A 21,939-nucleotide genomic window follows, 5' to 3' on the forward strand; every position below is an offset into this window, starting at 1 on the left:
ACGCGTGCTGAGACTGCATCGTGCCGAGCGCACCGACACACTGGCCGATGCACTTGCCGAGCTTCTGTCCACCCCGCTGGCCGACCCGTTCGCCCGCGAAGTCGTCGCGGTACCGGCTCGCGGTATCGAGCGGTGGCTCACCCAGCGGTTGTCGACGGTGCTCGGTGCTGTCGCGGGCGACGGGGTCGCAGCGAACATTGCCTTCCCCTCGCCGGGCCGCCTCGTCGACGAGGCATTGTCCGTTGCCGCAGGCACCACCGCCGACGATGATCCCTGGCATCCGTCGCGCGTGCTGTGGGCATTGCTCGACGTCATCGACGAGAGCCTCGGGCAACCGTGGTGTGCGACGCTGACGCGGCATCTCGGCCACGGCACCGACGATCACCGGGCGGGTCGGCGCTATGCCACCGCCGAACATCTCCGCGACCTGCTGCGCAGCTACGGGCAGCAACGGCCACACATGCTCACCGACTGGGCCGCCGGGCACGACACCGACGGCACCGGAGCTCCGCTCGACGAGCACCTGCAGTGGCAGGCCGAACTGTGGCGCCGCCTGCGCGACCGTATCGGGGTCGACAGCCCCGCACAGCGGCTCGACGAGATGTGCGAGCGACTGCGAGCAGAGCCCGACCTCGTCGACCTGCCCGATCGGCTGTCGCTGTTCGGCCCGACACGCCTCAATCGGGTCCAACTCGAGGTGCTGGCCGCGCTGGGCATCCGCCGAGACGTCCACCTGTGGCTGCCTCACGCGAGCCCGCAGATGTGGGCGAACCTCGCAGGCCGCGAGCCGGTACTGCGGCGAGCAGACGATCGCAGCGTCGACCTCGTCGGGCATCCCCTTCTCGCTGCGCTTGCCCGCGACGTCCGTGAACTGCAGGGCAGGCTGTCCGAGCTCGATGCAGTCGAGGAACAGCACGACGTGCCCGCTCCACCCGACACACTGCTCGGCAGACTCCAGGCCGACGTTCGTGCCGACCGCACGCCGGAGACGGCGCCCGTCGAGGGGCGAACGAAGGGGGGTTCGCAGGCCGACGGCACCGTGCAGATCCACGCGTGCCACGGCCCGACCCGTCAGGTCGAGGTGCTGCGCGAATGCCTCCTTCACCTGTTCGAGGACGACCCGACGCTCGAGCCTCGCGACGTCATCGTCATGTGCCCTGACGTCGACACCTATGCTCCGCTCGTCGCGGCGTCGTTCGGCCAGGACATCGGCGGGCACCCGGGGCACCGCCTGCGGGTCCGCCTCGCCGACCGCGGACTGCGTCGCACCAACCCGGTGCTGTCCGTGGTGGCGGCGCTGCTCGGCCTCGCCGATGCGCGTGTCACCGCGAGCGACGCACTCGACCTCGCGGCGTCGGCACCGGTCCGGCGGATGTTCTCATTCGACGACGACGATCTCGAGCGGCTGCAGGAATGGACCGCCGAATCGGGCGCCCGCTGGGGCCTGGGCAAGCGGCAACGCAGTGCGTTCGGACTCGCCGACTTCCCCCAGAACACCTTCGGTACTGCACTCGACCGGGTGCTGCTCGGAGTGACCGCAGACGGTGCCGACAGCGAATGGCTTGCCCTGGCAATGCCGCTCGACGACGTCGAGAGCAACGACATCGACCTCGCCGGGCGATTCGCCGAGTACATCGATCGGCTCGACAAAGCGCTGTGGGTTCTACGCCGGCCCCAGAATGCGGGGCAGTGGGCGGCGGCGCTCACCCATTCACTCGATCTGCTGGTGGACGTTCCCGCCGCCGACGCATGGCAACGCGCTCAAGCGCATCGAGAGATCGGTGCCGCCGTCGAACATAGCGGAGACGCCGAGCTACGACTGCCCGATGTGCGGGCTATGCTCGCCGGACAATTGGCAGGGCGCCCGACACGGGCGAACTTCCGCACCGGTGAGCTCACGGTCTGCACCATGGTGCCGATGCGCTCCGTGCCGCATCGGGTGGTGGTTCTCCTCGGCCTCGACGACGACGTCTTCCCCCGCAGCGCCCACATCGACGGCGACGACGTACTCACCCAGAACCCCCTCGTCGGCGAACGCGACCCTCGAAGCGAAGATCGGCAGTTGTTGCTCGACGCGATCATGTCGGCCGGTGAGAAGGTGCTGCTGTTCTACACCGGTGCCGATCCGGTTACCGGTGCGGCGCGGCCGCCTGCGATTCCGCTCAGTGAAGTGCGCGACGTGGTGGCCACGATGATCGGCGTCGCAGACGGCGACGTGAATCCGGTGGTCCGCCATCATCCACTGCAGCCGTTCGACGCCCGGAACTTCCTGCCCGACGCGCCGTTCAGTTTCGACGAGACGGCGCTCGCAGGTGCGTGCGCGGCGCAGAATCCTGCCACAGGGGACGCGTCCGCGGTGCTCGCGCATCTCCTCCTCACTCCACCCGAGAAGCAGGTCGATATCGACCTCACCGACCTTGTCGCGTACCTCGTGCATCCTGCCCAGGGATTCCTGCGGCAGCGGCTCGGCATCCGGATTCCCGAACTCGACGAAGGCACCACCGACGCGCTCGACATCGATCTCGACCCGCTGGCCCGATGGAATCTCGGCGACCGGATGCTCGAATACCGCCTCGCGGGTGTTTCCGCAGCCGACTTCCGGGCCGCGGAGTGGCGCCGCGGGACGCTCCCGCCGTATGCGCTCGGTGAGAGCGCGCTCGACGATGTCACCTATGCGGTGGAAAGTCTCGTTTCTGCATGCGCGCCCGTGCACAGCGGCCGGTCCACCACCATCGACACCATGGTCGATCTCGGAGACGGGCGTCGGCTCACCGGCACTGTGGGCGGAGTCCACGGCCAGGTGATCGCGCGCAGTGTCTTTTCGAAGCTGTCTGCCAAACACCGGATCACGGCATGGGTGCATCTCCTCGCCGCCGCCGCGTCCGGTCATGACGGGAGGTGGCAGGCGGTGACCACCGGTCGCGGTCGCGGCCGGATGCCGGCGTGGCGTTCGACGATGATTGCGCCGGACGACCCCCACGAACTGCTCCTGCAACTCGTCGATCTCCGCGACCGCGGCCTGGGCGCGGTCCTGCCCATGACGACGGGGGCGTCCGCGGCATATGCAGAACAGCGCGTCCGCGGCGGCTCCATCGACATGGCACTCGACTCCGCAGGAAACGAGTTCGGAGGAAAGTTCGGCGACGGGAAGGACCGGCACGTGCAGTACCTGTACGGCAGCGGCGTCGGTTTCGGCGACCTCATCGCCGGCGAACCACTCGCCGGCGAACGAGCCTGGTTCGACGACCCCACCCGGTTCGGTGTGCTGTCACGCCGGTTGTGGGAACCGTTGCTGGCAGCGGAAACGCAGGGGCGCCCGTGATGGGGAGGAGCAAAATGTCCGACGATGCCGTGCGTAAAGATGCGACCGGCTCGACCGCAACCGGTTTCGACCTGCTCGGGGCGCTCCCGAAGGGCACGACGGTGCTCGAAGCGTCGGCCGGGACCGGCAAGACCTACGCGATCGTGGGCCTCGCGACCCGCTACGTCGCCGAAGGAATCACCGACCTGTCCGAACTACTGCTCGTCACGTTCAGCCGGGCAGCCACCCAGGAACTCCGGGAACGTACCCGCGCTCGGTTCGCCGAGGCCGTCGATGCCCTCGCCGATCCGGAGGCCGCCGCGGCCTGCGGTGATGAGCTGATCCGGTACCTGGCGGCCCACGACGTCGGAAACCGGCGCACCCGCCTGCGGCAGGCCCTGTCCGACTTCGACGCCGCGACCATCGCCACGACACATGGCTTCTGCCAGCGGATGCTCGACGAACTCGGTATCGCCGGCGAGCGTGAACCGCACGTCACGGTGGTCGAGGACGTCGACGACCTCACAGTCGAGGTCATCGCAGACATCTACCTGCGTCGGTACGGGCGCAGCGAACCACCCATCACCTACGGGGAGGCCACGATCGCCGCCCGTGCGGCGATCTTCGACCAGCAGGCAGCGCTCGCTCCCGAAGGCGCCGAGGGAACACCGGCGGGGGAGCGCGTCGAGTTCGCGCAGCAGGTGCGTACCGAGGTCGAACGCCGGAAACGCGCAACGGGACTGCGCGACTTCGACGACCAGCTCGCGTTGCTGCACCGTGTGCTGAGTGATCCCGAGCACGGCGCTGCTGCATGCCGCCGGGTCCGTGCACGGTTCGGGGTCGTCCTCGTCGACGAATTCCAGGACACCGATCCGAAGCAATGGGAGATCCTCCATCGGGCGTTCCACGGCCATAGCACCCTGGTGCTGGTCGGCGATCCGAAGCAGGCGATCTACGCCTTCCGCGGCGCCGAAGTGCTGAGCTATCTCGACGCGGTGAACACCTCCGATGCGCACCGGGAGCTCACCACCAACTGGCGCAGCGATGCCGACTTGATCACCGCGCTCGACCACGTGTACGGCGGTGCAGCACTGGGTGATCCGAGGATCGCCGTGCACCGGGTCGATGCCGCCCGCGACGGGACGCGTCTTGCCGGGATGCCTCCACTGCGTCTGCGTCACCTGCCGCGCGCCGGTGCAGGACCACTCGGCAAGTCGGGTTACCCGACTGTCGGGCCACTGCGCGGCAACGTCGCCCGCGACGTCGCGGCCGAGGTGGTCGCGCTCCTCGACAGCGACGCCACCATCGAACGAGGTGGACGCCCCGAGCCGGTGGAGCCCGGCCACATCGCGATCCTCGTCCGGACGCACGCCCAGGTGTCGCTCGTGTACGAAGAGCTGCAACGGACAGGTGTGCCGTGCGTCCTCGCCGGCGGGACGAGCGTGTTCACGACACCCGCAGCACAGCAGTGGCTGTGGGCCCTCCAGGCGCTCGAGCAACCGCACCGCGCCGATCGGGTGCGTCTCGCCGCGCTGACCCCGCTACTCGGATACACCGCCGACGACCTCGTGGCGCGCGGCGACGAACTGGTCGCGCAGGTCGGCGGGCTGCTCCGCGACCTTGCGATGGTGTTTGCCCAGTCCGGATTCGCGGCCTTGTTCGAGCGTCTCGCCACCGTGAGTGAACTCGAAGCGCGCCTGTTGCGAACGTCGTCGGGGGAGCGGCAACTGACCGACCTGCGGCATATTGCGGAATTGCTCGACGACGCGGCCACCTCGGACTCGTTCGGAATGGGGGTGCTGACGCGATGGTTCGAGGATCGGATGAACGATCCGAGACGCGGCAGCTCCGACCGCAGTCGTCGCCTCGACAGTGACGCCGCTGCCGTACAGATCCTCACGGTGCACGGCAGTAAAGGACTCGAATTCCCGGTCGTCTATGTGCCGTACGCGTGGGACGCCGCGAAGAACCCGAACCCCGACACCCTGCTGCTGCACGACGGTGGCCGCCGCATCCTCGACGTCGGTGGTGAGGGCAGCCCGGGCTACGGCGAGCGGCGACGCATCCACGAGGCGGAGGAGGCCGGTGAGGAACTGCGTCTGCTGTACGTGGCGCTGACCCGCGCCTGCTGCCAGCTGACCCTGTGGTGGGCACCGTCCTACGGGACGGCCCGCTCACCGCTGCACCGGGTGTTGTTCGCGCGCAACCCCGGTAGCTCCGAGGTGGCGTCCGCAGCGGGCATTCCCGCCGACCCGGCGATGGCCGAGCAATTCGCGTCCTGGGCGAAGGCCTCCGGCGGACTGATCTCGGTGGAAGCCACGGGAGTCGTCGGGAAGGAGGAGATCGCCTGGTCGAAGCCGCAGCAGGACGAAACATCGCTGGTTGCTGCACAGTTCACCCGGGAGCTCGACAGCACGTGGCGGCGCACCTCGTATTCGGCGCTCACCGCGTCCGCGCACGACGGCGTGGGCGTCGGCAGCGAGATCGAGGAGCCGGAGAAGGACGACGAGCCGGAAGAACCCCCGTTGGCAACACCCGATCCCTCGGTGGAGGGGATCCCGTCGACCATGAACCACTTGCCCGGCGGCACGGTCTTCGGGACGCTCGTCCACGCGGTGTTCGAGATCGTCGACACCTCCGCTGCCGACCTCGACGCTGAGCTCACCGCATGCTGCCGCGACGTGGTGGCGCAGCGACTGTCCGACATCGATCCCGACGAGCTCGCGCAAGCCCTGCTCCCCGTCCTCTACACCCGGCTCGGTCCGCTCGGGCGCACGCTCGCCGATTTCACACCGAACGACAGGCTCGCCGAACTCGACTTCGAGCTGCCGCTCGCGGGTGGTGACGATCCCGCTGCCGTCACCGTCACCTTGGGCCAGGTCGCCGACCTGCTGCGCCGCCACCTCCCTCCCGACGATCCGCTGTTCGAGTACGCGGATCACGTGCGCACCCTCGAGCCCGTGCCGCTGCGCGGATATCTCACGGGCAGCATCGACGCCGTCCTGCGCATCGACGGGCCACAGTTCGTCGTCGTCGACTACAAGACCAACCGGCTCGCTCCCGGGGAGCTGACGACGGGGCACTACACCCGCGACGCGATGGCGGCGGAGATGATCCGTGCCCACTATCCGATGCAGGCACTGCTGTACTCGGTTGCGCTGCACCGATACCTGAGGTGGCGCCTGCCCGGATACGACCCGCAGAAGCATCTCGGCGGCTCGCAGTACCTGTTCGTGCGCGGCATGGCCGGACCGGAGAGCCCGCCCGGCAGCGGCGTGTTCGACTGGACGCCGCCCGCCGCACTCGTCACCGACCTGTCGGATCTGCTCGCCGGAAGGCCCCTACCGTGATCGAAGCCCGAATTGCGCAGCGAGGTAAAGGCGTACTGCGTGAGTTCAACGAGGCCGGGGTGCTCGCTGCCGCCGACGTCCATGTCGCGCTCAGGCTCGCGAACCTCGGCGGCGAACCGAACACCGACGTGCACTTGGCCACCGCCCTCGCCGTGCGTGCCGTGCGCTCCGGCTCGGTATGCCTCGACCTGACGAGACTGCGCGACGTCACCGTCGAAGAGGACGAGGACGGCAACCCCGTGGTCGACCCGGAGTTATTGCCGTGGCCACACGACGATGAGGTCCTGGGCGCCCTGCAGCGCAGTCCGCTCGTGATCGGAGGTGACCACGGGTCCTTGCGACCTCTGCGTCTCGTCGACACCGTCGAAGGGCCGCTGCTGTATCTCGACCGCTACTTCCGCCAGGAACAGACGATCCGTGCCGTCCTCGCCGCACGCGGCGACGGCTTCCCCACGGTCGACGATGCCCGGCTTTCCGTCGCACTCGACGGGTTGTTCCGTGACCAGGCCGACCGTACGAAGCCGTCGCCTGCGCCCGATCGTCAACGTGTCGCGGCTGCGCTCGCGGCCACGCACCGCACCACCGTCATCGCGGGCGGTCCGGGAACCGGAAAGACACATACCGTCGCGCGGATCCTCGCGCTGCTCGAGACGCTGGAAGGCCCCGATCTGCGCATCGGACTCGCCGCGCCCACCGGTAAGGCCGCGGCGCGGCTACAGGAATCCGTGCGCGAACAGGAGTCGGTGTTGCCGCTGCCTGCGGGGCTCACCGCCATGACACTGCACCGCATGCTGGGTTGGCAACGCGGACGCACTCGCTTCCGGTACCACGCCGACAACCACCTGCCGTACGACGTCATCGTCGTCGACGAGACCTCGATGGTGTCGCTGACGATGATGTGCCGGCTCCTCGAAGCGGTCCGTCCCGATACACGCCTCGTCCTGGTCGGCGACCCCGACCAACTCGCCTCCGTCGATGCCGGTGCTGTGCTCGCCGACCTCATCGCACGACCCGTCACCGGCGACGTGAACCCGGTGTTCACCCGCGCCGCCGCACGCGACCTCGAAGCGTCCGACGATCCTGCCGAGGCCGCCTTCAGCGCCCGCGAACACGACCGGGTGCGGGGCGGGATCGTGCGATTGAGCCGCGGCCGCCGATTCGGTGGTGAGATCGCGCGCCTGGCCGTTGCAGTGCGCGACGGCGACGGCGACAAGGTCATGGAGATCCTGCACAGCGGATCACCGGAGATCGCGTTCCACCGTCCCGACGACGTCGAGTCGCTGCGGCGCGACGTGGTGAACTCGGCCCAGGAGGTCACCGCGGCCGCGCTGACCGGCGACATCCACGAAGTCCTCGAACGGTTCGAAACCCACCGTTTGCTGTGCGCACACCGCGACGGTCCGTACGGGGTGCAGCGGTGGGCGCGGCAGGCCACGGAATGGATCGGCGCGTCGACGGGCCGCCGGCTCGACCCCGAACGTTGGTATCCCGGACAGCCGCTGCTCGTCACGGCCAACGATCACGAAGCGCGCATCTACAACGGCGACACCGGTGTCGTCGTGCGCCGCGCCGACGGCGACCTCGTCGCCGCTTTCGCGCGCGGCGAGCAGCCGTTCGTGCTCCATCCGAGCCAACTGTCGGCGGTGCAGACCGTGTACGCGATGACGATCCACCGAAGCCAGGGCAGCCAGTACGGCACTGTGTCGGTGATTCTCCCCGACGAACGATCGTCGCTGCTCACCCGCGAACTGTTGTACACCGCGATCACGCGCGCGCGGGCCAAGGTGCGGATCGTCGGGACGGAAGCGGCAGTGCGCGCGGGCGTGGAACGTCAGGTGCTGCGGGCCAGCGGGCTGCGTCGCGAGATCCGCGTCTGATTCCACGGAAGACTCACCGACGTGTCACTCTGGAGTGAGACTTCGCGCGGCGAATTGCCGGCGAGGAGTGACGACGATGAACTGGCTGGATGCGGACGGGTATGTGATCGGGCGGCTGCTGGTCACCCGGGGGATAGCCGCGCTGTACCTGGTGGCGTTCCTCGCGGCACTGCTGCAGTTCCGTGCACTGATCGGCGAACGAGGAATGCTGCCGGTGCCCGAGTTCGTGCGGGACCACCCGTTTCGTTCGTCGCCGAGCCTGTTCCACTGGCGGTTCACCGACCGCATCTTCGCGACAGTGGCAACGATCGGTGCGATCCTGGCGGCGCTCACCCTCGTCGGAGTCACCGAGCGCCTACCGTTGATCGCCTGCATGCTCGTGTGGTTCGCACTGTGGGTGCTGTACCTGTCGATCGTCAATGTGGGACAGGTCTGGTATTCGTTCGGATGGGAATCGCTGCTGCTGGAAGCCGGCGTACTCGCGATCTTCCTCGGCAACGCGGACACCGCGCCGCAGTTCCTGGTGTTGCTCATGCTGCGCTGGTTGTTGTTCCGCGTCGAATTCGGCGCGGGGTTGATCAAATGGCGCGGCGACCATTGCTGGCGCGACCTGACGTGCTTGTACTACCACCATGAGACCCAGCCGATGCCCGGGCCGCTCAGCCGATGGTTCCATCATCTGCCGCGCCCGCTGCACCGAGTGGAGGTGGCAGGCAACCACCTCACACAACTCGTGATCCCGTTCGCATTGTTCTTACCGCAGCCGGCTGCGGGAATCGCCGCCGGGATCATGATCGTGACCCAGCTGTGGCTCGTTCTCAGCGGCAACTTCGCGTGGTTGAACTGGGTCACCATCGTATTGGCACTCTCCGTGCTACCCGACGGTTTCTACGCCGCTCTCATCACCCCGAACCCCGATTTCGCTTCCACCCCCGAACCGTTCACCGCGGCGGTTCTTGCGCTGACCGCTGTGGTTGCCGTTCTCAGCTATCGGCCCGTACGGAACCTGGTGTCGAAGCGACAGGCGATGAACGCCTCGTACAACCCGTGGCATTTCGTCAACACCTACGGCGCATTCGGCAGCATCACCCGCGCCCGAAGGGAAGTGATCGTCGAGGGCACCACCGATGCCGTGGTCACCCCGGCGACAGAGTGGCTCGAGTACGAATTCAAGGGCAAGCCCGGTGACGTGTTCCGCCGGCCCCGCCAATGCGCGCCCTACCACCGCCGGCTCGATTGGCTGATGTGGTTCGCCGCGATCTCTAGGGACTACGCCGTCGGCTGGTTCCCGAGGTTCGCGGCGCGTCTTCTCGACAACGACCCCGACACCCTGCGGTTATTGCGCCACAACCCGTTTCCCGATGCACCACCTGCTCTGGTGCGCGCTCGCGTGTTCCACTACCGGTACACCTCGCCTGCCGAGCATCGCGCGACCGGAGCGTGGTGGGTACGTACCCCCGCAAGCAACTTCATGCTGCCGGTGTCGCGGGTGGACCTCGCGGGATTCTGAATCCACCCACCGCAACTCAGCGATTCACCACAATTCGTAGTCATCGGCGGACACCGTGAATCCGTGGGCGTCCGACTCGCACGTGACGCCGGCACTTTCATCGATCGTGCAGGTGAATACGCTCACCTTCAACGCTTCGCCGTACGGGAGGACCTGTGCGGTCCGGTTCGGGTCCATGAACGCAATATCGCCGATGTTGCTGAACTGACCCTCTCCGGACGATTCCACGATCACGACGTTCGCCGGCACCGTCACATCCGCCGCTCCACTGCCCGGAACGCGGGGCGCACTCGACGGCATGGTGCCCTGACATCCCGCGACCGGGTCGGTGTGAGTGAGGATCGCGCACTCGAACTTCCCGCTTTCGGAGAGGAAGTAGTACACGCCGGGCTGCGAGCCCGCGTACTCCGCGGGGTCGACCGCAGCCGGCGCTTTCGTGGTGGTGGTCGTTGTCGTGGTCGTCGGTGCGGCCGACGTGGTCTGGGCTGCGGATGTGGTCGGGTCGACGGCGGTGGCCTCCCCGGAAACCGTGTTGCCGCAGGCTGTGACGGTGACGAGCGCTGCGGCGAGTGTGATGAACGATGCGGTGGTGCCCCGACTGATCATCCCGGGAGCATAGCGACCGCCTCCGGTCGGTGTGCCACCAGATGCTCGGCGACGAACTGTGCATCTGCGCCAGCGCCCCCGACCAGCATGGACCTGAAAGACGACTGGAGCGCCAAGCAGGTCCTGACGGAACCCCGTCCACCAGAGGGTGTTTGTCGCGTCGACTACGCGACGTCACCGAGAACGGCCCGCTCTCGTGAACGCGGCGTCCGCGAGTTCGAGTGCGCCGGATACGGTCAATCGCCTACCCGCTCCCCGGTCTCGGGGTGGAACAGGTGCACGGTCCCCTCGCGTTTGCGCAGGTGGATCGTGTCGGCCAACCGCGCCGGTGTGCGGGTCAGCGATCGCGCGACGATCTGGTTTCCGCTGCCGGGCACCCGCGTGTGCACATACGATTCGCTGCCGAGCTCTTCCACGAGTTCGACGACGGCTTCCACGCCCTCACCCTCGGTGAGTTCGAATTGCTCGGGACGGATACCGGCCGTCACCGACGTGATGCCCGCCGAGTGCAGACTGCTGATGCGCTCTCGCTCCACCGGGATCACGGTGTTGCCGATGAGGACTCCGTCATCGGTGACGGTCGCGGGCAGCAGGTTCATCGCGGGGGAGCCGATGAAACCGGCCACGAACGCATTTGCGGGTCGGTCGTACAGTTCTGTCGGCGACGAGAACTGCTGCAGTTGCCCCCGCTTCAGCACGGCGACGCGGTCGCCCATCGTCATTGCCTCGACCTGGTCGTGGGTGACGTACACGGTGGTGGTGCCGAGGCGGCGCTGGAGTGCGGCGATCTGTGTGCGGGTCTGCACACGCAACTTCGCATCGAGGTTCGAGAGCGGTTCGTCCATGCAGAACACCTGCGGTTCACGGACGATCGCACGCCCCATCGCGACACGCTGGCGCTGACCGCCGGACAGCTTCGCGGGCTTACGGTCGAGGTATTCGGTGAGGTCGAGAACCTTGGCGGCCTCCTCGACCTTCCGTCGACGTTCCTCGGCGCTGACCCCGCGCATCTTGAGCGCGAAGCCCATGTTCTCGGCGACGGTCTTGTTCGGGTACAGCGCGTAATTCTGGAACACCATTGCGATGTCGCGGTCTTTCGACGGCACCCCCGTCATGTCGACCCCGCCGATGGAGATGGAGCCCTCGTCGATGTCTTCGAGCCCTGCGAGCATGCGCAGCGCCGTGCTCTTACCCGACCCGGAGGGGCCGACGAGGACGACAAATTCACCGTCCTCGATGTCGAGGCTGAGCGAGTCGACGGCAAGCGAGTCGGAGCTCTCGTAGATGCACGAGGCGTTCCGATAGGTGATCTCGGCCATGATGGAAACCCTTCGTATCAGCGATAGTTCGAGACAGTGTCGTACTACTTGATAGGTCGCATTACTTGATGGCGCCGAACGACAGGCCGCGCACCAGCTTGTTCTGTGCGACCCACCCGGCGAGGACGACGGGCAGCGCCGCCATGGTCGCAGCGGCCGACAGCTGTGCCCAGTACAGGCCCTCGCCGGTGATGAAGCCGACCATGAACACCGGAATCGTCTGCGCTTGTACAGCAGTGAGGTTGACGGCGAAGAAGAACTCGTTCCACGAGAAGATCACGCAGATGAGTGCGGTCGCGGCGATGCCGGGGGAGACGAGCGGGAGGATGACCTCGCGTACGGAGGTCCACAGACTCGCGCCGTCCATGCTGGCGGCCTCGAGGAGTTCACTCGGAACCTCGAGGAAGAACGATCGCATCATCCACACGGCGATGGGCAGGTTCATCGCGGTGTACAGGATGATCAGCGCCCAGATGTTGTCGAGCATGCCGATATTCGCCACGATCACGTACAGGGGGATGATGGCAGCGACGATCGGCAGCATCTTCGTACTGATGAAGAAGAACAGTGCGTCCTGGGTCCTGCGTACCGGTCGCAGCGACAACGCGAAAGCCGCGGGAACACCGAGCAGCAGCACGAAGACGGTCGAGACGATGGTCGCGAACGCCGAATTGAGTAGTGCCGTGCTCGCACCGGTCTCGAAGACCGACCTGAACTGGTCGAGGGTGGGTGTGAAGAAGAACTTCGGCGGGTCGGAATATGCGTCCGACTCCTGCTTGAAGGCGGTGAGCACCATCCAGAACACCGGGAAGAAGAACCCGATGCCGGCGATCCAGGCGATGACGCCCCACGGGTTCATCTTGCGGTGCTTACGTTTGCGGACCGTCCGTGTGGCCTCTCCGGTCGGCAGCGTGGTGTCCGATGTCTGCGGACCCGCAGCTGTGGTGCTCATGCCGCTTCCTCCTTACCGGTGAACGACTTGAAGATCAGGCGTAGTGCGAAGGTCGCGATGACGATCGTGGCGATCACGACGACCACGCCCATCGCCGCGGCTTGGCCGATATCGAAGCCGAGGAATGCCCGCTGGTAGATGTAGAACGGCAGGTTCGCGCTCGCTGTCCCGGGCCCGCCTTGCGTCATCATGTAGATCGCGTCGAAGGTGTTGATGAGGTAGATGGCGCCGAGCACCGTGCCGAGTTCGATGAACCTGCGCAGGTGCGGCAGTGTCAGCTCACGGAAGAGTGAGAATCCGCTCGCGCCGTCGACTCGTCCCGCCTCGAGGATGTCGCGGGGCATCGACTGCAGCCCGGCGAGGATCAGCAGCATCATGAAGGGTGTCCACTGCCAGATCAGCGCGACCATCACGGTGGGCAGCGGGTATCGGCTGATCCAGTCGACCTCACCGACGCCGAATGGCGACAGCACCCAGTTCACGATGCCGAAGATGGGGTCGAACATCGAGGTCTTCCACACCAACGCTGCGGCGACGGGTGTGACCAGGAACGGTGTGATCAACAGGGTGCGGACGATGCCGCGACCGAGGAATGCCCGGTCGAGCAACAGCGCGAGGAGCAGGCCGAGTATCACGGAGACCAGCACTGTTCCGACGATGAGGATCACCGTGTTGAGCGCGACCTGCCAGAACTGACTGTCCTGGAAGACGTCCACGTAGTTCTGGAGACCGACGAATCGGCGGGAGCCCGGGTTGACGAGGTTCCAGGACTGGGTGGAGTAGAAGAGGGTGAACAGGAACGGTATCTGCGTCACCACGATCATGAAGATCAGGGCGGGCAGTAGTGGACCGCGCAGCCGCCAGCCTTCGGCGCGGGAGACCTTCTCGTTCTTCGCTGCCTTGACGCGGCGGATGCGTTCGGTCATATCCGGTGTCTGTTGAGGCACCTCGAGGGCAGTCACTGCGATTCCTCCCGATACGTTGCGCCGACGGCTTCGGCGTACTTCTGGGCTTGATCGAGCGCTTCGGCGACCGTCTGACGGCCGGCGATGGCGGCGCTGATCTGTTGGCTCACCCGGGTGCCGAGGTCCTGGAATTCGGGTATCGCCAAGAACTGGATGCCGGTGTAGGGGACCGGATCGACCGTGGGGTTCGATTGGTCGGCTCCCTCGATGGATTCGAGGGTGATGGGTCCGTACGCCTGGGCTGCCTCCTCGTACTCGGGGATCTCGTAGGTTGAGAGCCTGCTACCGGGGGGAACTCGCTCCCACCCGAGTTCTTCACCGACGAGACGCATGTAGTTCTGGTCGGTCATCCACGAGATGAATTTCCAGGCGTCCTCGGCATTCTCGCTGCTCGCGGGGATCCCGAGCGCCCAGGTGTAGAGCCATCCGGAGGGGTCCTTCTCCATGACGGGTGCGGGTGCGTATCCGATCTTGCCGACGACGTTGCTCGATGAGGGATCTTCGAGGGTCGAAACCGCGGAGGTCGAGTCGTACCACATCGCGACGCGGCCCTGCGCGAGTTGCGTGGCGCATTCGGTGAACCCGCTGGTGGCTGCTCCGGGCTGACCGTGGGAGCGCACGAGGTCGACGTAGAACTCTACGGCGCGCTGCACCTCGGGTGAATCGAGTTGGGCGTTCCAGTCCTCGTCGAACCAGCGCCCGCCGAACGTGTTGATCACGGTGTCGAGCGGCGCCAGCAGCTCACCCCAACCCGGCTTGCCACGCAGACAGATTCCGTTGATATCGGGGCCGTCGAGTTGCGCGGCGGCGTCGGCGACCTCGGTCCACGTCGGCGGATCGGACAGGGTGATGCCTGCTTCCTCGAACAGGTCCCTGCGGTACATCAAGAACGACGATTCCCCGTAGAACGGAACCGAGTACATGTCGCCTTCGTACGAAAGGGACTCGCGCAGCGAGGGAATGAAGTCGTCCTGGTCGTATCCTTCGGTGGCCTCGATGAAGGGGCCGAGGTTGGTCAGCCACCCGTACTCCGCCCATTGCGGTGTTTCGTAGTTGCTGATCATCACCACGTCGAATTCCCCGCCGCCCATCGCTGTGGATGCGGTGATCTTCGCGCGGGCCTCGTTCTCCGACAGGGTGACGAAGCGCAGATCGATGTCGGGATTCTCGGCCTCGAATTGTGACGAGAGTGCGCGCGCATCCGTCATCTGGGAATTCGACACCATCGCGATGGTGACGGTTCGGTCGGATGCGCCGATCGAACCGGCACCGGCGCAGCCTGTGAGCGCCAGGCACAGAGCTCCGGCTCCGGCGACCAGCTTTCTGGTGAAACCAAGTGCGCGGGTATTACTTCCGGGCGGTTGCACGGCCATCTACCTCATTTCGGTGGGGTCCTGTCCGAATCGTGCGGGTGGGTGGGACGCTGATCGAGAAGCCATTCCGCGCAGTCGATGTCGCACACGAGCATGCGGGCGTACCCTCCGCGAAGAGCTCCGTGAACGGCCCTGTGTTTCGATGCGCCACCGGCGATGAGAATTGTGGCGGGGCACGCGGCGACATCGGACAGCGGCGTCGACATCGTGCGGGTTTCGAGCTCGAGGTGGGCGGGTGTTCCGTCCTCTCGGAAGAATCGGCCCCCGATCTCGCCGACCGCTCCCAGTTCGTCGAGGGTGCCGAGCATCGCGGTGTCGAGGAAGCTGCCCTCGAACAGCGTGGTGGACGAGGACACTGCGCCGACACCGAACATCATCGCGTCGGCTCCGGCGCCCAGTTCGAGCGTGCGGGAGATCACCGAGTCGGTGCGCATGGATGCGACGGTCGTGGCGTCGGCGTACAGGGGAGTGGGAAGCCGGACCGGTTGTGCCCGAAGCTGTTCGGCGCATCGTCCGAGGACGTATTCGGTGCCGGTCTGGTAGGTGCTGGTGGTGACGGAGCCGTCGAGTTGCACGATCGTCGCGCATGTGGCGATACCGGAGGGAATCGCTTGGGCGACAGCGATGGTTTCGGGGCCCCACGTGAATCCGAGGGTGTCGGAGGGCTCGAGTCGGCGAGTGAGGAGCGACGCGGCGGCTCGGCCGAGTGCAGTGAAGCTTGCCGAGTTGTCCACCGGCCCACGGTCGTCGACGCGGACTCCGACGACGACTGCTTCGGTGAGCCCGAATCGTTCCTCGAGTGCGCGTTCGATGTCGGCGTGCAGGTCGTCTCTCAGGTGCGGAGGTGGCATGACCTCGATGCGGACGAGGCCGTGGGATCGGGCGCGCGCCACGAGACGTCCCGCTGTCGCGCGGGAGACGCCGAGCCTGTCGGCGACTTGGACCTGAGTGAGTCCGTCGAGGTAGTAGAGGGTGGCCGCGCGCAGTGCCAAGCGAAGGTCCTCGGGTGTGGCGGTGGTGTCACCGTCCTGTGCCTGCGGTACCGCGCTGGGGTTCGTCACGGAGGGCTCCTCTATGCCCGGATGGACATTTGCGGTGAGCAAATGTTCCGGGGTGTGTTCATGTGCTCAGTAGGTTAGCATCGAGGTGTGATCTACACAACAGAATCGCCCCTTCCGGTGAAGATGCGTGCGGCAGTCCTCGTGGAACCGGGACGGATCGTCGTGGAGGAGCGACCTGTACCCCAGCCCGGACCGGGCGACGTGCTGGTTCGCGTCGCGTCGGTCGGGGTCTGTGGATCCGACGCGCACTACTACCGCGAAGGCCGCATCGGCGAATTCGTGGTCGAGGCACCGCTCGTCCTCGGACACGAGGCGTCCGGAACAGTCGTCGCCGTGGGCGACGGGGTGTCTGCCGAACGCCTCGGGCAGCGGGTGTCGATCGAACCGCAACGCCCCGATCCGGGCAGCATCGAGACCAGACGCGGCGACTACAACCTGTGCCCCCACATGCAGTTCTATGCCACACCCCCGGTCGACGGGGCGCTGTGCGACTACGTGACCATCGGCGCACACTTCGCTCATCCGGTCCCGGACGGAGTATCCGACGATGCCGCGGCCCTGTGCGAGCCACTCTCGGTGGGTATCGCCGCGGTCCGTAAGGCACGCGTGACGGCGGGATCCAGCGTGCTCGTCACAGGTGCAGGCCCGGTAGGCATCGTCACGATTCAGGTCGCGCGGGCGTTCGGTGCGGTCGACATCGTCGTCACCGATCTCGACGAACGCCGCCGCGAGATCGCCCGCTCGTTCGGTGCCACCGCGACCCTCGATCCACGATCGGACGACATGTCCGCCGTGCAGGTCGACAGTTACATCGATGCGTCCGGAGCATCCGCCGCGGTGGATGCGGGTATTCGTGCCGTTCGCCCCGGTGGCACCGTCGTGCTGGTGGGGTCGGGTTCCGAGTCGATGCGACTACCCGTACAGGTGATCCAGAACCGGGAGCTGTTCCTCACCGGGGTCTTTCGCTATGCGAACACGTGGCCTACCGCTCTGAGTCTTCTGACATCCGGTCGGGTCGATCTCGATACGATGATCACAGCGCGCTTCCCGCTCGAGAACGTCGTCGATGCCCTCGAATCCGACCGCGTCCCCGGATCGATGAAAGCCGTTGTGCAGGTAGCACCCACCGTGGAGGAGCATCATGGAACCCAGTGAGAAGACCCTCTCCGATCTGGTGGTACCCACACCCACCTACTCCAGGGAGGGCGTGACCGTGGGCATCGTGCATTTCGGTGTCGGCGGATTCCACCGTGCGCACCAGGCGATGTACATCGACCGACTGCTCGAGCAGGGCCTCGCGAAGGACTGGGGAATCTGTGGGGTCGGCGTGATGCCGGGTGACAAGCGCATGCAGGAGGCGCTCGCAGCGCAGGACCACCTCTACACCCTCGTTCTCACCCATCCCGACGGCACGTGGGAGCCACGCGTCATCGGGTCGATCGTCGACTATCGATACGCACCCGACGAACCCGAGTCCGTCATCGAGCTTCTTGCTGCACCCACCACGAAGATAATCTCGTTCACCGTCACCGAAGGCGGATACAACATCCGCCACGACTCCGGCGAATTCGACACGGACAACCCGGCGATCCAACATGACCTGACCTCCGGCGGCCCGCCGGCCACGGTGTTCGGACTGGTCGTCGAGGCTCTTGCTCGTCGACGCGCACGAGATATCCCGTCCCCGACGCTCATGTCCTGCGACAACATCGAGGGTAACGGTGTCGTTGCTCGCAGGGCGTTCACCTCCTACGCGCGTCTGGTGGATCCCGATCTCGCCGAGTGGATCACCGAGAACACCCGGTTCCCGAACTCGATGGTCGATCGCATCACCCCCGTGACCACGCAGGCCGTCATCGACGAGTTGTCATCGCGGTTCGACGTTCAGGATCGCTGGCCCGTGGTCGCCGAACCGTTCACCACGTGGGTCCTCGAAGACGACTTCGCCGACGGGCGGCCACCGCTTGAGGAAGCCGGTGTGCACGTCGTCGATGAGGTGGCTCCGTACGAGCTGATGAAGCTGCGCCTGCTCAACGCAAGCCACCAGGGACTCTGCTATTTCGGGTACCTGATGGGCTACCGGTACGTACACGATGCGGCGCAGGATCCGTTGATCGCGCGCTTCCTCCTGAATTACATGGATCTGGAAGCGATCCCCACCCTGAGGCCGGTACCGGGGATCGACCTGGCGGAGTACACCCGCACCCTGATCGAGCGGTTCGCCAATCCCGAGATCCGTGACACCATCGCGAGGCTGTGCGCGGAGTCGTCCGATCGCATCCCGAAGTGGCTGCTCCCGGTGGCCCGGGAGAACCTCGCGCACGGCGGCCATGTCGTCCGTTCCGCCGCGATCGTGGCCTCGTGGGCCCGTTATGCAGAGGGCGTCGACGAACACGGCGTTCCGATCGAAGTGGTGGATCGACTTGCCGAGGACCTGGTGCCGCTCGCGCGGAAGCAACTCACCCATCCGGCAGTCTTCATCGAGAACACCTCGGTGTTCGGGGATCTCGCCCGCAACACACGGTTCGTCGACGCCTACACCTGGGCGCTCAACTCCCTGCACAACGAGGGCGCGAAAGGCACTCTCGAAGCCCTGCCGGTGGAGCCCGAATGAACGGCCGGGCGCTGATCGTCGGCGAAGCTCTCGTCGACATCGTTCGACGCGGGGATGACGATCCCGTCGAACACGTCGGCGGGAGTCCCTTGAATGTCGCTGTCGGGTTGGGGCGTCTGGACCGGGAGGTCCGGCTCGCCACGAGTCTGGGCGATGACGAGCGTGGTGGACGCATCGTGCGGCATCTCGATGCGTCCGGTGTCGCGCTCACGCCCGGCAGCGTGTCGGCGACGAGAACCGCGACGGCATCGGCCACGATCGGCGACGACAACGCGGCCACCTACGAATTCGACATCGTCTGGCAGCCCGAACTTCCGGAGCCGTCCGCTGACACCGTGCTCGTCCACACAGGGTCGATCGCGACCGTACTCGAACCGGGATGCGACGCGGTCGCCGATCTCGTCGAGAAGCAGGCCGAGACCTCGACGGTGAGTTTCGATCCCAACATCCGGCCCGCTCTGATCGACGACGAAGTGCGGGGCCGCGAACGAATCGCGCGTCTGGTGGCACTCTCGGATGTCGTCAAGGTCAGCGACGAGGACCTCGCCTGGGTCGAACCGGGACGCGACCCGCTCGACGTCGCACGCGACTGGTTGTCGCGGGGGCCGGCGATCGTCGCTGTCACCCGCGGCGCGGCCGGTGCTGTCGCGGTGTGTCGCGCGGGGGTCGTCGACGTGCCCGCAAGAAAGGTCGAGGTGGTCGATACCGTCGGTGCCGGTGATGCTTTCACCGTCGGACTCCTCGACGCACTGTGGACGCTCGGCTTGCTCGGAGCGGATCGTCGCGATGCGCTGCGCGAGATGGGTGTCGACGACCTCGAATCCGTATTGCGCACAGCTGCCGTGACGTCGGCACTCACCGTTGCTCGCGCCGGAGCCGACCTGCCGACTCGTGCGCAGCGCGACGAGGCGGTGAGCTCATGACGCTTGTCGCCGGTGTGGATTCGTCCACGCAGTCCTGCAAGGTGATGGTGTGTGACGCCGATACCGGTGCTGTGGTCAGGGAAGGCCGGGCGTCGCATCCCGGCGGAACCGAGGTCGATCCCCGTGCCTGGTCGACTGCGCTCGACGAGGCGATCGTCGCGGCAGGGGGTCTCGACGACGTGGCCGCAGTGTCGGTCGGCGCGCAGCAGCACGGGATGGTGTGCCTCGACGACACTGGGGCTCCCGTTCGGGATGCCTTGCTGTGGAACGACACCCGCTCGGCGTCGACGGCGGCCGATCTGGTCCGCGAACTCGGCGGACCGGACGCCTGGGCCGACGCCGTTGGCGTGGTGCCGCTCGCAGCGATCACCGTATCGAAAACCCGCTGGCTCGCCGACAACGAACCAGACAACGCCGCGCGCACCGCTGCGATATGTCTGCCGCACGACTGGTTGACCTGGCGCCTATCGGGAAGCTCTGATCTCGGGATGTTGGCCACAGACCGCAGTGATGCGAGCGGCACCGGCTACTTCGACGCCACCGCCGGTGAGTATCGCCGCGACCTGCTCGAACTCGCACTTCGACGTCCGAGTCCTTTGCTGCCCACGGTCGTGGGGCCCACCGAACCCGTCGGAGAGGCACCGTGGGGCGCACTGCTCGGTCCCGGCGCCGGCGACAACGCCTCTGCCGCATTGGCATTGGATGCGCGAGAGGGCGACGTCATCGTGTCTGTCGGAACGTCCGGTGTCGTGTGCGCAGTGTCGACGACAGCGCCGCGCGACCCCGACGGATACGTCGCCGGGTTTGCTGACGCGACCGGGCGGCACCTGCCGCTGGTGTGCACGCTCAATGGTGCGCGGGTGCTCGACGCAGCTGCCGCCATGCTCGAGGTCGACCACGCAGGGTTGGGCGGCCTGGCACTGTCTGCTCCCGCAGGCAGCGACGGCCTCGTGCTCGTGCCGTATCTGGAAGGTGAGCGCACCCCGAACCGACCTGATGCAACCGGCGCGATTCACGGTCTGCGACTGTCGAATTCGACGCCGGCGCATCTGGCCCGCGCTGCCGTCGAAGGGTTGCTGTGTTCGCTGGCCGACGGCATCGACCACATCATCGGTCAGGGCACCCCTGTGCGGCGAGTGCTGATGGTCGGGGGCGGGGCGCGGTCGCAAGCAGTGTGCGAGCTTGCGCCGGCGATCTTCGGTGTACCTGTCGACGTCCCCGAACCGGGCGAATACGTTGCCCGCGGCGCGGCGCGGCAGGCCGCGTGGGTGCTCCGCGGTGGCGGCGAACCGCCGAAATGGGGAGAAGGCGAGATCCGACGCTACGAGGCCGATCCGACCCCGCATGTCCGGCAGCGGTACGCCGAAGTGCGGGACCTGACCGACGGTGCTCCACCCCGGAATGGCCGCCGGTGAGGAAGTAAGCAGGGCAAATGTAAACCTGGCAGGGCTGTTTGCTGACCACTGGGGCTGCGAGGTTTACATTTCCCCTGCTAGCTTCTGAATCAGTGGACTTGCGCGATTTCGCCTCGAGTGAGCGATGAGATTTCGCGTCGGCGGTGGTCTGTTCTTGTGTCCGCCGATGCGATCCGACGAAGGAGCCTCACGATGCCCGCTCTCACCCCGTGCCTGTGGTTCGACATGAACGCCCAGGAAGCAGCCGAGTTCTACACCACTGTGTTTCCCAACTCGAAAGTGTTGAGTACCTCCTACTATCCGGAGGGCACACCCCTTCCCGCCGGCACCGTCCTGACCGTCGAATTCGAACTCGGCGGCTCCCGCTTCACCGGGTTGAACGGCGGGCCGCAGTTCCAGTTCACCGAGGCGGTGTCGTTCCAGATCGATTGCGGCGGCCAGGACGAGGTCGATCACTACTGGAATTCACTCATCGCCGATGGCGGAGAGGAATCGCAGTGTGGTTGGTGCAAGGATCGGTTCGGTGTGTCGTGGCAGGTGGTGCCGCGACGGCTCTTCGAACTGCTTGCGGACCCTGACCGGAATGTGGCGCAGCGGGTCAGCGATGTGCTGATGAAGATGCAGAAGATCGAGATCGCCCTGCTCGAGGAGGCCGCGCGAGACTGACCGCGCA

At 66.5% G+C, this 21,939-nt stretch carries 15 protein-coding genes; 9 read left to right on the forward strand and 6 right to left on the reverse strand.

Going from position 1 to position 21,939, the window contains the following annotated elements; all coding sequences use genetic code 11:
• Positions 1–4: 4 nt before the first annotated feature.
• The 4 genes from recC (at position 5) to ACFWCF_RS08545 (ending at position 10,038) form a co-directional block, all read left to right on the forward strand.
• Positions 5–3,322, forward strand: a complete 3,318-nt coding sequence (gene recC / locus ACFWCF_RS08530; protein ID WP_378559659.1) for an exodeoxyribonuclease V subunit gamma — start codon at positions 5–7, stop codon at positions 3,320–3,322.
• Between the two features lie 14 nt (positions 3,323–3,336).
• Positions 3,337–6,651: a UvrD-helicase domain-containing protein gene (locus ACFWCF_RS08535; RefSeq protein ID WP_378559662.1), complete on the forward strand. Its 3,315-nt coding sequence runs from the start codon at positions 3,337–3,339 to the stop codon at positions 6,649–6,651.
• Positions 6,648–8,528, forward strand: coding sequence for an exodeoxyribonuclease V subunit alpha (gene recD / locus ACFWCF_RS08540; protein WP_378559666.1), 1,881 nt, complete (start codon positions 6,648–6,650; stop codon positions 8,526–8,528). The genes ACFWCF_RS08535 and recD overlap by 4 nt, the downstream gene beginning before the upstream one ends.
• Positions 8,529–8,604: 76 nt before the next feature.
• On the forward strand, positions 8,605–10,038 hold the full coding sequence (locus ACFWCF_RS08545; RefSeq protein WP_378559669.1) for a lipase maturation factor family protein: 1,434 nt from the start codon (positions 8,605–8,607) through the stop codon (positions 10,036–10,038).
• 24 nt (positions 10,039–10,062) lie between these two features.
• Here the strand turns inward: ACFWCF_RS08545 and ACFWCF_RS08550 are convergent, their stop codons facing one another.
• The 6 genes from ACFWCF_RS08550 to ACFWCF_RS08575 form a co-directional block, all read right to left on the reverse strand.
• Complete coding sequence (locus ACFWCF_RS08550) at positions 10,063–10,644, reverse strand: hypothetical protein (RefSeq protein ID WP_378559672.1); 582 nt, start codon at positions 10,642–10,644, stop codon at positions 10,063–10,065.
• A 236-nt stretch (positions 10,645–10,880) separates the two neighbouring features.
• Positions 10,881–11,963: an ABC transporter ATP-binding protein gene (locus ACFWCF_RS08555; protein WP_378559675.1), complete on the reverse strand. Its 1,083-nt coding sequence runs from the start codon at positions 11,961–11,963 to the stop codon at positions 10,881–10,883.
• 61 nt (positions 11,964–12,024) lie between these two features.
• Entirely contained in the window at positions 12,025–12,915 is an 891-nt protein-coding gene (locus ACFWCF_RS08560; protein ID WP_378559678.1) for a carbohydrate ABC transporter permease, read from the reverse strand.
• Positions 12,912–13,841 (reverse strand): carbohydrate ABC transporter permease, encoded by a 930-nt coding sequence (locus ACFWCF_RS08565; RefSeq protein ID WP_378560215.1) that lies wholly within the window; start codon positions 13,839–13,841, stop codon positions 12,912–12,914. Before ACFWCF_RS08565 ends, ACFWCF_RS08560 begins: the two co-directional genes overlap by 4 nt.
• Positions 13,842–13,873: 32 nt before the next feature.
• The gene (locus tag ACFWCF_RS08570) at positions 13,874–15,253 is read right to left on the reverse strand and encodes an ABC transporter substrate-binding protein (RefSeq protein ID WP_378559681.1); all 1,380 of its coding nucleotides are present in this window, start codon (positions 15,251–15,253) and stop codon (positions 13,874–13,876) included.
• 5 nt (positions 15,254–15,258) lie between these two features.
• Entirely contained in the window at positions 15,259–16,329 is a 1,071-nt protein-coding gene (locus ACFWCF_RS08575) for a sugar-binding transcriptional regulator (protein WP_378560218.1), read from the reverse strand.
• Between the two features lie 108 nt (positions 16,330–16,437).
• Here ACFWCF_RS08575 and ACFWCF_RS08580 point away from each other — a divergent pair, with 108 nt between their 5' ends.
• The 5 genes from ACFWCF_RS08580 (at position 16,438) to ACFWCF_RS08600 (ending at position 21,932) form a co-directional block, all read left to right on the forward strand.
• Complete coding sequence (locus ACFWCF_RS08580; protein WP_378560221.1) at positions 16,438–17,469, forward strand: NAD(P)-dependent alcohol dehydrogenase; 1,032 nt, start codon at positions 16,438–16,440, stop codon at positions 17,467–17,469.
• Complete coding sequence (locus ACFWCF_RS08585; RefSeq protein ID WP_378559684.1) at positions 17,456–18,928, forward strand: mannitol dehydrogenase family protein; 1,473 nt, start codon at positions 17,456–17,458, stop codon at positions 18,926–18,928. The genes ACFWCF_RS08580 and ACFWCF_RS08585 overlap by 14 nt, the downstream gene beginning before the upstream one ends.
• A complete protein-coding gene (locus ACFWCF_RS08590) occupies positions 18,925–19,851 on the forward strand; it encodes a carbohydrate kinase (RefSeq protein ID WP_378559687.1) in 927 nt (308 codons plus the stop codon). The genes ACFWCF_RS08585 and ACFWCF_RS08590 overlap by 4 nt, the downstream gene beginning before the upstream one ends.
• A complete protein-coding gene (locus ACFWCF_RS08595) occupies positions 19,848–21,266 on the forward strand; it encodes a xylulokinase (RefSeq protein ID WP_378559690.1) in 1,419 nt (472 codons plus the stop codon). Before ACFWCF_RS08590 ends, ACFWCF_RS08595 begins: the two co-directional genes overlap by 4 nt.
• Positions 21,267–21,458: 192 nt before the next feature.
• Positions 21,459–21,932, forward strand: coding sequence for a VOC family protein (locus ACFWCF_RS08600; RefSeq protein ID WP_378559693.1), 474 nt, complete (start codon positions 21,459–21,461; stop codon positions 21,930–21,932).
• Positions 21,933–21,939 lie beyond the last annotated feature (7 nt).

It is taken from the genome of Rhodococcus sp. NPDC060090 (genome assembly GCF_042729855.1).
GTDB lineage: Bacteria > Actinomycetota > Actinomycetes > Mycobacteriales > Mycobacteriaceae > Rhodococcus.

Excerpts from the sequence above, each read along its gene's own strand:
- ACFWCF_RS08535 (WP_378559662.1), top strand. The coding sequence starts at position 3,337 with ATGTCCGACGATGCCGTGCGTAAAGATGCGACCGGCTCGACCGCAACC.
- ACFWCF_RS08545 (WP_378559669.1), top strand. The coding sequence starts at position 8,605 with ATGAACTGGCTGGATGCGGACGGGTATGTGATCGGGCGGCTGCTGGTC.
- ACFWCF_RS08550 (WP_378559672.1), bottom strand. The coding sequence starts at position 10,644 with ATGATCAGTCGGGGCACCACCGCATCGTTCATCACACTCGCCGCAGCG.
- ACFWCF_RS08555 (WP_378559675.1), bottom strand. The coding sequence starts at position 11,963 with ATGGCCGAGATCACCTATCGGAACGCCTCGTGCATCTACGAGAGCTCC.
- ACFWCF_RS08560 (WP_378559678.1), bottom strand. The coding sequence starts at position 12,915 with ATGAGCACCACAGCTGCGGGTCCGCAGACATCGGACACCACGCTGCCG.
- ACFWCF_RS08565 (WP_378560215.1), bottom strand. The coding sequence starts at position 13,841 with ATGACCGAACGCATCCGCCGCGTCAAGGCAGCGAAGAACGAGAAGGTC.
- ACFWCF_RS08570 (WP_378559681.1), bottom strand. The coding sequence starts at position 15,253 with ATGGCCGTGCAACCGCCCGGAAGTAATACCCGCGCACTTGGTTTCACC.
- ACFWCF_RS08580 (WP_378560221.1), top strand. The coding sequence starts at position 16,438 with ATGCGTGCGGCAGTCCTCGTGGAACCGGGACGGATCGTCGTGGAGGAG.
- ACFWCF_RS08585 (WP_378559684.1), top strand. The coding sequence starts at position 17,456 with ATGGAACCCAGTGAGAAGACCCTCTCCGATCTGGTGGTACCCACACCC.
- ACFWCF_RS08590 (WP_378559687.1), top strand. The coding sequence starts at position 18,925 with ATGAACGGCCGGGCGCTGATCGTCGGCGAAGCTCTCGTCGACATCGTT.
- ACFWCF_RS08595 (WP_378559690.1), top strand. The coding sequence starts at position 19,848 with ATGACGCTTGTCGCCGGTGTGGATTCGTCCACGCAGTCCTGCAAGGTG.
- ACFWCF_RS08600 (WP_378559693.1), top strand. The coding sequence starts at position 21,459 with ATGCCCGCTCTCACCCCGTGCCTGTGGTTCGACATGAACGCCCAGGAA.